9 protein-coding genes are annotated in these 9,344 nt (G+C 65.8%); 4 read left to right on the forward strand and 5 right to left on the reverse strand.

Going from position 1 to position 9,344, the window contains the following annotated elements; translation table 11 throughout:
• The first annotated feature begins 364 nt into the window (after positions 1-364).
• From ACREE8_RS25840 to ACREE8_RS25850, 3 genes are all read left to right on the forward strand, one after another.
• Positions 365-2,095, forward strand: coding sequence for a glycosyltransferase family 4 protein (locus tag ACREE8_RS25840; RefSeq protein ID WP_431575901.1), 1,731 nt, complete (start codon positions 365-367; stop codon positions 2,093-2,095).
• A 95-nt stretch (positions 2,096-2,190) separates the two neighbouring features.
• Positions 2,191-4,206 carry a CocE/NonD family hydrolase gene (locus tag ACREE8_RS25845; RefSeq protein WP_431575902.1) on the forward strand — a complete coding sequence of 672 codons (2,016 nt, stop codon included), beginning with the start codon at positions 2,191-2,193 and terminating at the stop codon, positions 4,204-4,206.
• Between the two features lie 49 nt (positions 4,207-4,255).
• Positions 4,256-4,756 carry a YegJ family protein gene (locus ACREE8_RS25850; RefSeq protein ID WP_431575903.1) on the forward strand — a complete coding sequence of 167 codons (501 nt, stop codon included), beginning with the start codon at positions 4,256-4,258 and terminating at the stop codon, positions 4,754-4,756.
• A gap of 10 nt (positions 4,757-4,766) precedes the next feature.
• Here the strand turns inward: ACREE8_RS25850 and ACREE8_RS25855 are convergent, their stop codons facing one another.
• Genes ACREE8_RS25855 through ACREE8_RS25870 form a run of 4 tightly spaced genes read right to left on the reverse strand, consistent with a single transcriptional unit; the run spans position 4,767 to position 8,294 of the window.
• The gene (locus tag ACREE8_RS25855; protein WP_431575904.1) at positions 4,767-5,255 is read right to left on the reverse strand and encodes a hypothetical protein; all 489 of its coding nucleotides are present in this window, start codon (positions 5,253-5,255) and stop codon (positions 4,767-4,769) included.
• 40 nt (positions 5,256-5,295) lie between these two features.
• Entirely contained in the window at positions 5,296-5,805 is a 510-nt protein-coding gene (locus ACREE8_RS25860) for a hypothetical protein (RefSeq protein ID WP_431575905.1), read from the reverse strand.
• 29 nt (positions 5,806-5,834) lie between these two features.
• Complete coding sequence (locus ACREE8_RS25865; protein ID WP_431575906.1) at positions 5,835-6,623, reverse strand: SDR family NAD(P)-dependent oxidoreductase; 789 nt, start codon at positions 6,621-6,623, stop codon at positions 5,835-5,837.
• 9 nt (positions 6,624-6,632) lie between these two features.
• The gene (locus tag ACREE8_RS25870) at positions 6,633-8,294 is read right to left on the reverse strand and encodes an acyl-CoA synthetase (RefSeq protein WP_431575907.1); all 1,662 of its coding nucleotides are present in this window, start codon (positions 8,292-8,294) and stop codon (positions 6,633-6,635) included.
• Positions 8,295-8,449: 155 nt separating this feature from the next.
• On the opposite strand from ACREE8_RS25870, the gene ACREE8_RS25875 reads away from it, so the two are divergent.
• Positions 8,450-9,106, forward strand: coding sequence for a DsbA family oxidoreductase (locus tag ACREE8_RS25875; RefSeq protein WP_431575908.1), 657 nt, complete (start codon positions 8,450-8,452; stop codon positions 9,104-9,106).
• 51 nt (positions 9,107-9,157) lie between these two features.
• Here the strand turns inward: ACREE8_RS25875 and ACREE8_RS25880 are convergent.
• Positions 9,158-9,344: DUF1330 domain-containing protein (locus ACREE8_RS25880; RefSeq protein ID WP_431575909.1), on the reverse strand; the 187-nt coding region annotated here is incomplete at its 5' end.

Here is a 9,344-nt window from a genome sequence, read left to right on the forward strand (position 1 = left end):
AGAGCACCGGTCTCACGCGGCAAAACCAGCCTGGGGATCCGGCAAATCCTGCCGCCGCCTTCGCGCAGTCCTGTACCTTCCTCCCTTGCGGGGGAAGGTTAGGAAGGGGGCAATCTCGGTTTCGACATCTTGCCGTCCCCCTCCCGCTCGCTGCGCTCGCGACCTTCCCCGCAAGGGGGAGGTGATAAACGCTCTAAGCCCCACAATCCCTTGATCTTGCACAGGAATGGCTCGATTGTCGGGGCCGCGCGTCGCGCTGTTTACGATGTTCCTTTACGGTTCCGCATCAAATGCCTGCAATGATTGATGAATTCCCGTACAAGACCAACCGGTACCGGTCCGATGGCCGGTCGAGGAGTTCGCCATGGAGGAGCCCGGCCCGATGACGGCACGCGCCACCGAGACGGAGACCCTGGACGCCGCCGGCAAGCGGCGCCCCAACGCCGCGATCATGTTCGCGGCCGAGGGCTACGACACCTCGCGGCCGAAGCTGATGGGGCGCCACGCCGCCGGGGAAGGCTTCCTCAAGGGCTTCGCCCGCCATGCCGGCGTCGAGCGCTTCTGGGGTCTGGTCCCGACCGAAAACGACGGCCGCCATTTCTCCGAGACCCTGCACCAGTTGAAGCCGGGGACGCCCGTGTCGGTCGCGGTCTATTCCCGCCTCGAGATGCTGAAGGAACCGGGCTCGCTCTTCCTGCCCGGTCCCGGCATCGCCGATCATGCCTGGATGCGCCGCTCGAAATGCGACCAGCGCGATTTCTCGATCTCCGGCATCACCCACACCACCGCCTCCTTCGGCGCGATGGATTCGATCGCGGGCCTGGTCACGGGTCCGGTGCAGCGCTGGGACGCGCTCATCTGCAGCTCGGTCTCGGTGCGCAAGACCGTCGACCGCGTGGTCGATGCGCAGATGGAATTCTTCCGCGACCGTTTCGGCGCGGCCGGCAAGCCGACCCTTCCCGAGCTGCCGGTGATCCCGCTCGGTGTCGATTGCGACGCTTTCAAGCTGAACGGCTCGGTGCGCAAGACCTGGCGCGACCGGCTGCATATCGGCGAGCGCGATCTGGTGCTGCTGTTCATGGGCCGGCTCTCCTTCCATGCCAAGGCCCATCCGCTGCCGATGTATCTCGCAGCCGAGGCCGCGGCCAAGGCGATCAAGGGCAAGGTGCATCTGATCCAGGCCGGCTGGTTCGCCAATGATGCGATCGAGCAGGCCTTCCGCAGCGGTGCCCGCGAATTCTGCCCCTCGGTCAACGCGATCTTTCTCGACGGCCGCAAGAAGGACGTCCGCAGCGACATCTGGGCCGCGGCCGATGTGTTCGTCTCCTTCTCCGACAATATCCAGGAGACCTTCGGCCTGACCCCGATCGAGGCCATGGCGGCGGGCTTGCCCTGTCTCGTCAGCGACTGGGACGGCTATATGGACACGGTGCGCGACGGCGAGGACGGTTTCCGCGTCCGCACCTGGCAGCCACCGGCACCCCTCGGCGAGGATCTGATCTATCGCCAGACCTCCGGCGCCGACAGCTATGACCGCTATTGCGGCAATGCCTGCCAGTTCGTCTCGGTCGATCCGCAGGATGCCTGCGAGGCGCTGGTGCGGCTCGCCAAGAACCGCGACCTGCGCGAGAAGCTGGGCAGCCAGGCGCGCCAGCGGGCGCGCGAGGTCTTCGACTGGAAGGTCGTGATCGGCCAGTATCAGCAGCTCTGGGGCGAGCTCGACCGGATCCGCAAGAATGCCAAGGAGTCGGCACCCCGCGGCAAGGGCGCGGCCTGGCCCTCGCGTCTCGATCCCTTCGATGCCTTCGCGCATTACCCGACGAACCGCCTGGCGCCCGATACGAAGGTCGCCGCGGTCGCTGGTGCCGATGTGAAGCGGTTGGACGCGATGCGACGCCAGCCCGCGAGTTCCTATGCCTCGAGCATCTTCCCGGACCGGAACGACTGCATGGCGGTGCTGGCCCATCTCGCCACCGCCAAGACGGCCAGTGCCGACGACCTCGCTGCGCTGGCGCCGGCCGAACGGCAGGACAGCCTGCGCCGCGGGCTGGTCTGGCTGGCCAAGCATGGGCTGGTGAGGCTGCTGCCGGAATAAGCCCGCGGATTCCGGGCCGTCTTCGCGGCCTGTTGACGGAACCGCCGCGCTGAGCCAGACAGGGGCGCACTTGCCCTCCCACGCTCTGGAATCTCATGCGCTATATCGACGTCACCCCGCGCGAAGTCCGCGAAATCGAGAATATCTGGATCCCGATGTCGGACGGGGTGCGGCTGGCCGCGCGGGTCTGGCTGCCGGCGGACGCCGAGACCACGCCGGTGCCGGCGATCGTCGAATATCTGCCCTACCGCAAGCGCGACGGCACGGCGCCGCGCGACGAGATCATGCATCCCTGGTTCGCGCGCCAGGGCTATGCGGTCTTGCGCATCGACATCCGCGGCACTGGCGAATCCGACGGACGCTTCGTCGACGAATATATCAAGCAGGAGCAGGACGACGCGCTGGAGGCGCTGCGCTGGATCGCGGGCCAGCCCTGGTGCACCGGCAAGATCGGCATGATGGGCATCTCCTGGGGCGGCTTCAACGCGCTCCAGATCGCGGCACGCCGCCCGCCCGAGCTCAAGGCCATCATCCCGGCCTGCTTCACCGACGACCGCTATGCCGACGACGTCCATTACATGGGCGGCTGTCTCCTCAGCGACAACTCGACCTGGGCCTCGGCCATGACCTGCTACGCTTCGCCGCCGCCCGACCCGGCGATCGTGGGCGATCGCTGGCGCTCGATGTGGCTCGACCGGCTCGAGAACATGCCGCTGCTGGCTATTAACTGGATGGAGCATCCGCGCCGCGACGCCTTCTGGCAGCAGGGCTCCGTCAGCGAGAACTATGCCGACATCGAATGCCCGGTCTTCGCGGTCGGCGGCTGGATCGATGCCTACAGCAACGCGGTGCCGCGGCTCCTTGCCAACCTCAAGGTTCCCTGCAAGGGACTGGTCGGGCCCTGGGCCCATACCTGGCCGCATAATGCGCGGCCCCTGCCCGCGATCGGCTTCCTGCAGGAATGCCTCGCCTGGTGGGACCAGTGGCTCAAGGGAATCGATCGTGGCGCCATGGAAGGCCCGCGCTATCGCGTCTGGGTCATGGATCGCGTGGTGCCGCGCGCCTCTCAGGAGGAATGGCCCGGCCGCTGGATCGGCGAGCCCGGCTGGCCCTCGCCCCATACCGAGGCGCGGGTCCTGCATCTGAACGAGAACGGCCTGGGCGCGAAACCGGCACCGGAACGGGCGCTGCTGCATCGCTCGCCGCAATATGTCGGCTCGGCCGCGGGTTTCTGGTGCCCCTATGGCAATGGCGTCGATATCGCCTTCGACCAGCGCGAGGACGATGCGCGCTCGCTCTGCTTCGACACCGATCCGCTGACGGCCGCCTTCGATATCGTCGGCGCGCCGGTGCTGGAGCTGGAGCTTTCCTCCGACAAGCCGCAGACCCAGATCGCGGTCCGGCTCTGCGACGTCGACGCCAACGGCTCGTCCTTGCGCGTCAGCTATGGCGTGCTCAATCTCTCGCACCGCGAGAGCCATCCGAATCCGAGCCTGATCACGCCGGGCCAGCGCTATCGCGTCCGCGTCCAGCTCAACGATATCGGTTACCGCTTCCTCTCCGGCCATCGCGTGCGCGTCGCGATCTCGACCGCCTATTGGCCGACGATCTGGCCGCAGGCCGAGGCTGCGACCATCACGGTCCATACCGGCAGCAGCCAGCTCACCCTGCCGGCGCGCGCGCGCCGGGCCGAGGACAACCAACTGCCGGAATTCGCACCGGCCGAAGGCGCCATGCCCGGACCCGTCGCCTGGATCCGCAAGCATGATGCGCGATTGAATCTGAGCTACGATCCCGCGCAGGACGAGGCGACCTATGCCGTCGACAAGGATGAGGGCGTCTATCGGCTCGAGGCGATCGGACTCGAGACCGGCGCGCATCTGACCGAGCGCTATCGCATCAAGGGCGACGATCCGCTGAGCGCGCGGGCCGACTATGCCTGGGTCGCCTCGCTCGGGCGCGGCGACTGGCACACCCGCACCAAGGGCCGCAGCACCTTCACGGCCGACGCGAAGAATTTCCACGTCACGCTCGAGCTCGACGGCTTCGAGGGCGACAAGCCGGTCTTCAACAAACGCTGGGAACGGAAAATCCCGCGGGATTTAAGTTGAACGGAGCGCCTTGTTGCGCTCTTAAGGCCAGAGCTGCTGGGGGCGGCGAATGTCTGATGACCGCGGGGCCGAAAGGGCTGGAAAACCAACCATACCGTTTTCGGCAAATGACCGCCGCATGAACTTTGCGATCGAAGAGGCGCGCCGTTCATTGCGCTCGTTCTTCGATGCTTTCGTAAAACCCAAACCCAATCAGAAGGCCTTTCTGCTCAAGGTGAAGTTCCACGAGGGCAACTCCACGGAGCATATCTGGTTGGCCGACATCGATGCCTCGACCATGCCGATGACAGGCACCGTCGGCAATGAGCCTCATATCAAGGGCCTGTCATTCATGCAACGCGTCGAATTCCGGCCGGAACAGATCTCCGACTGGATGTACATCGAAGACGGATATCTTGTCGGCGGCTTTTCGATCCAGGTCATCCGCTCAGGTCTCTCGCCGAGCGAACGCGCTGATTACGATGCGAAAGCCCCATACAAGTTTCGGGACGAACTCCAGCCGAATTTGGTGGGCGGACCGCGAGGTGCAGAGTTCCCAAAACGGCATTGATCTGACTTCGTCAGGCGTCTCCATCATCTCCCTGCCGATACCAGGGCAGAATCTCCGTCTCGAGCATGTTCAACCGGCTTTCGAGATCCGCCGCATTCTCGATCGTTGGCGGCGCGTTAACGGGAATCACATCGGCCAGATCCCCACCCGCCTTCACCGCCTCCACCCATCGTCGCATCTGGTAGATATAGACCTCAAGCGCCAGATCCGGTTCGGGTGCCTCGTCGGTGACGAGATGGGCCGGCGGCAGATCGCCCACCACGACCCAGAGGATCTTATCGACATCGGGCCTCGCGGGCGCCAGCTCGAATAAGAATACGCCGACGACACCGCCGATCCCCATCCCGAATAGGACGCGTTTGATCTCGCCGCTCCATCGGAAGGAGTCGATGTAACGCCTTGCCTCGTCATGGAGCTTCTTCAGCTCCAAAATCTCTTCCTCGTCCCAGGCCTCCATAGAATCGATCTCGAAGAGCCTCGAGTAATCGACCGCGCTCATCGTGGGGACCTATCGGTCGGGGCCGCGTATCTCACGCCATTCACTGCGTCGGATAGGCGACTTCGGTCGAGATCAGCGGTCCCTTGCAGGTGACGGCCCCCTCGCCGCTGCCCGCGACCGCGTCGATCCGGAACATCGAATCCGCGGTCTCGGCATAGCTCTCATCGACCGAGAACTGGTCGATCTGGGCGAAGTTCAGCAGCGCGGCATAGTCCGAGGCCGGGTTGTCGGCATAGCCGGTCTTGGGATCGACGCCGCCGGCCTTCTTCACCCGGTCGATCAGCTTCCTGCATTCGGCCTTGGTCGCTTTGCCCGCCGGCTCGTAGACATACATGACGATGTTGTCGGCTTCGGTGCCGACGAAAGTGTTGATGCCCTCGCCGCCGGCCCAGCTGGCCAGGGCCGATTCCACGCGAACGAGCGACAGGTCCCAGAGATTGGCCGGCGTCTCGCTCAGCTTCTTCTTGATGGCGGCGCTGTCGGCCTGCGCGGCCAGGGGCAACAGGGCCACAGCCATCAAGGCGGCCGCGGCGATCGAACGACGAAGCATGAAATCTTCCCCCTTGTCGACGTGACGTCTCAGGCCTGCTGCAGTACCTCGCCGCCATCGACGAGAACGGCGCTGCCGGTCATGAAGCTCGACGCATCGGAGGCCAGCAGCAGCAGGAGCCCATCCAGCTCCTCGGCCTTCCCCACCCGGCGCATCGGGATCGCCTTGATCGCCGCCTGGCCTTGCGGCGTCGCGAGATAGCTCTCCGTCATCTCCGTCTCGAAATAGCCAGGACAGATCGCATTGACGCGGATGCGATGCCTGGCCAGCTCCAGCGCCATGGTCTTGGTGAGCGAGATCACGCCCGCCTTGGAGGCGCTGTAGGCGGCCGAGCCCTTGGCGACCACGATCCCCAGCATCGAGGCCGTGTTGATGATGCTGCCGCCCTGCCCGTGCGCCGCTATGCGCCGTGCCACCTCCTGGGCCACCAGGAAGGCGCCTTTGAGATTGGTGTCGAGCGTGCGATCCCAGTCGTCTTCGCTGTGATCCAGAAAGGCGCTCGCCGGCGCGATGCCCGAATTGTTGACCAGGATGCGCAAGGGCCCCAGCGCGGCCTCGACCGAGGCGACCGCAGCCTTGATGCCGGGCGGGTGGGTGACATCGAGCGCGATCGGAAGGACAGTCCCGCCGCGCGCGGTGATTCCTTCGGCCAGTGCCTCGAGCCGGTCGGTACGGCGCGCCGCGATCGCCACCTTGGCGCCGGCCTCGGCCAGGACCTCGGCGAAGCGCCAGCCGAGGCCCGAGGAGGCGCCGGTCACGAGCGCCGTGCGGCCGGTGAGATCGAAACGCGCGGCGATGCTGGAGAGAGAACTCGTCATATCGGCTGCTCAGCCTCCCAGCTCTTTGGCGCGTTCGCGCAGGATGTATTTCTGGATTTTCCCGGTGGAAGTCTTGGGCAAGGGGCCGAAGCGCACCGTGCGCGGGATCTTGAAGCTTGCCATATGGGTGCGGCACCAATTGATGATGTCGCGTTCGTCGGGCTCCGCCCCCTCGCGCAAGGTGACGAAGGCGCAAGGCGTCTCGCCCCATTTCTCGTCGGGACGCGCGACCACCGCCGCCTCCAGCACCTTGGGATGGCGGTAGAGCACCTCCTCGACCTCGAGGCTGGAGATGTTCTCGCCGCCCGAGATGATGATGTCCTTGGCGCGGTCCTTGATCTCGGCATAGCCGTCCGGATGCCAGACCGCCAGATCGCCGGAATGGAACCAGCCGCCCCTGAAAGCGTCCTGGGTCGCCTTGGCGTTCTTCAGATAGCCCTTCATCACGGTATTGCCGCGCAGCATCAGCTCGCCGATGGTCATGCCGTCCTGGAGCACCGGCTCCATGGTCTCGGGATCGGCGACGAGGATCGCCTCGAGGGTCGCATCCGGCACGCCCTGGCGCGAGATGGCACGAGCGCGGCCCTCCAGATCGAGCTGGTCCCAGCTCTCCTGCGGCGCACAGATCGTGGCGGGTCCATAAGTCTCGGTTAGGCCATAAAGATGCGTGACGTGGAAACCGTTGCGGTCCATCGCCTCGATGATGGCCGAGGGCGGTGCGGCGCCGCCCGTGATTACCTCGATCACGCGCTCGAACTTGACCTTGGCGCTGTCGGGCGCGTTGGCGAGCAGGTTGAGCACGATCGGCGCGCCGCAGAGGATCGTCACGCCATGCTGCTTGATCAGGCGATAGACCGTGGCCGCCTCGACCCGGCGCAGGCAGACATGGGTCCCGCAGGCCGCGGTCACGGCCCAGGTGAAGCACCAGCCATTGCAATGGAACATCGGCAGCGTCCAGAGATAGACGCAGTGGGCGTTGATCCCCGTCGAGACGATATCGCCGATCGCGTTCAGATAGGCGCCGCGATGGTGATAGACCACGCCCTTGGGATTGCCGGTGGTGCCCGAGGTGTAGTTGAGCGCGATCGCTTCCCATTCATTGTCGGGCCAGCGTCCCTCGAAGCCGGGATCGCCCTCGGCGAGGAAGGCCTCGTATTCGAGCGTGCCCAGCCGCCGGCCGCCGCCGCTCGCGGCATAATCCGCCTCGCTGTCGTCGATCTCGACCAGCAGCGGCTTGCTTGCGCATGCCGCCAGCGCTTTCTCTGTCACCTCGGCGAACTCGCAATCCGCGATCAGGATCTTGGCGCCGCCATGATCGAGGATGAAACCGACCGTGTCGGCATCGAGCCGGATATTGATGCTGTTGAGCACGGCGCCCAGCATCGGGACCGCGTAGTGGGCCTCGAGCATGGCGGGGATGTTGGGCGCCAGCAGCGCCACGGTGTCGCCCTTGCCCACGCCCCGGGCCGCCAGCGCCGAAGCGAAGCGCCGGCAGCGCTCGGCGAACGCACCATAGGTGATGCGCCGGCGCCCATGGATGACCGCGACCTTGTCGGGATAGACGGACGCCGCCCGCCGCAGAAAGGAGATCGGCGTCAGGGGCACATAATTGGCCGGATTCGGCGCCAGATCCTGTTCCCAGACGCTGCCCGCGTCGCGTCCCGTCGCCATGCCTCAGTCTCCCTCGAGCGCCTCGGCGCTCATGCCCCTCGGGGTTTTCGCGCCATCTTGTTTTGCGCTATGGTCGAGGCCAACTGGATAAAGGTCAAGCCGGGCAACGCCCGAAACCCATTAGATTTTCTCCCAAGCGCCCGGGAGGTTTTTCGATGCAGCTCGATATCTTCTCCGACACCATCTGCCCCTGGTGCTATGTCGGCAAGCGCCGGCTGGAACGGGCCCTGAAGACGCGGCCCCAGAGCGATGTGGCGATCGCCTGGCGGGCCTTCCAGCTCAACCCGACCATGCCGGCTGAGGGCATGGATCGGCGCAGCTACATGGAATCGAAGTTCGGCACGCCCGAGCGGGCCCGGCGCATCCATGACGCGGTGGCGACGGCCGGGGCCGGCGAAGGCATCGCCTTCGCCTTCGACCGCATCAAGCGGACCCCGAACACCGTGATGTCGCACCGGCTGCTGCGCTTCGCCCATCGCTTCGACCGGCAGAGCCCGGTGCTGGACGGGCTGTTCCGCGCCTATTTCGAGGACGGGCTGGACACCGGCGATGCCGACATCCTGACCGCCATCGCCGCCGCGGCAGGATTGCCGGAGGAGGAAGCCCGGCGGTTTCTCGTGAGCGGCGACGAACGCGACGTCGTGCTGGCCGAGGATCAGCTCGCGCGCCGGCAAGGCATCAACGGCGTGCCCTGCTTCATCTTCAACGGCCGCTTCGCGCTCTCGGGCGCGCAGGAGCCGGAAGCCCTGTTCCAGCTCTTCGACCTCGCCCGCGAAGACGACACCGAGCGCCGGCAGGCGAGCTACAATTGAACACAAGCCCTGTCCCCTCCCCCGTTCCGGGAGAGGGGATTAAAGTTGAGCTCACTCCGTTCCATCGACGATGATGAAATTGCCGCGGCTGGCCTTGAGGCGCAGCGGCAGGATCTTCTGATAGGCCGGCGAGTGATACCAGCCCTCGGCCGCCTCGCGCGACGGGAACTCGATCACGACGGTGCGGGGGAAGGGCCAGTCGCCCTCGAGCTTCGTCACCTTGCCGCCCCGCACCAGG

This window comes from Hypericibacter sp., assembly GCF_050729195.1.
Taxonomy (GTDB): Bacteria; Pseudomonadota; Alphaproteobacteria; order Dongiales; family Dongiaceae; genus Hypericibacter.

Bases quoted from the DNA above. Each gene is read 5' to 3' on its own strand.
- ACREE8_RS25870 (WP_431575907.1), bottom strand. From the start codon at position 8,294: ATGGCGACGGGACGCGACGCGGGCAGCGTCTGGGAACAGGATCTGGCG.
- ACREE8_RS25840 (WP_431575901.1), top strand. From the start codon at position 365: ATGGAGGAGCCCGGCCCGATGACGGCACGCGCCACCGAGACGGAGACC.
- ACREE8_RS25845 (WP_431575902.1), top strand. From the start codon at position 2,191: ATGCGCTATATCGACGTCACCCCGCGCGAAGTCCGCGAAATCGAGAAT.
- ACREE8_RS25875 (WP_431575908.1), top strand. From the start codon at position 8,450: ATGCAGCTCGATATCTTCTCCGACACCATCTGCCCCTGGTGCTATGTC.
- ACREE8_RS25860 (WP_431575905.1), bottom strand. From the start codon at position 5,805: ATGCTTCGTCGTTCGATCGCCGCGGCCGCCTTGATGGCTGTGGCCCTG.
- ACREE8_RS25865 (WP_431575906.1), bottom strand. From the start codon at position 6,623: ATGACGAGTTCTCTCTCCAGCATCGCCGCGCGTTTCGATCTCACCGGC.
- ACREE8_RS25850 (WP_431575903.1), top strand. From the start codon at position 4,256: ATGTCTGATGACCGCGGGGCCGAAAGGGCTGGAAAACCAACCATACCG.
- ACREE8_RS25855 (WP_431575904.1), bottom strand. From the start codon at position 5,255: ATGAGCGCGGTCGATTACTCGAGGCTCTTCGAGATCGATTCTATGGAG.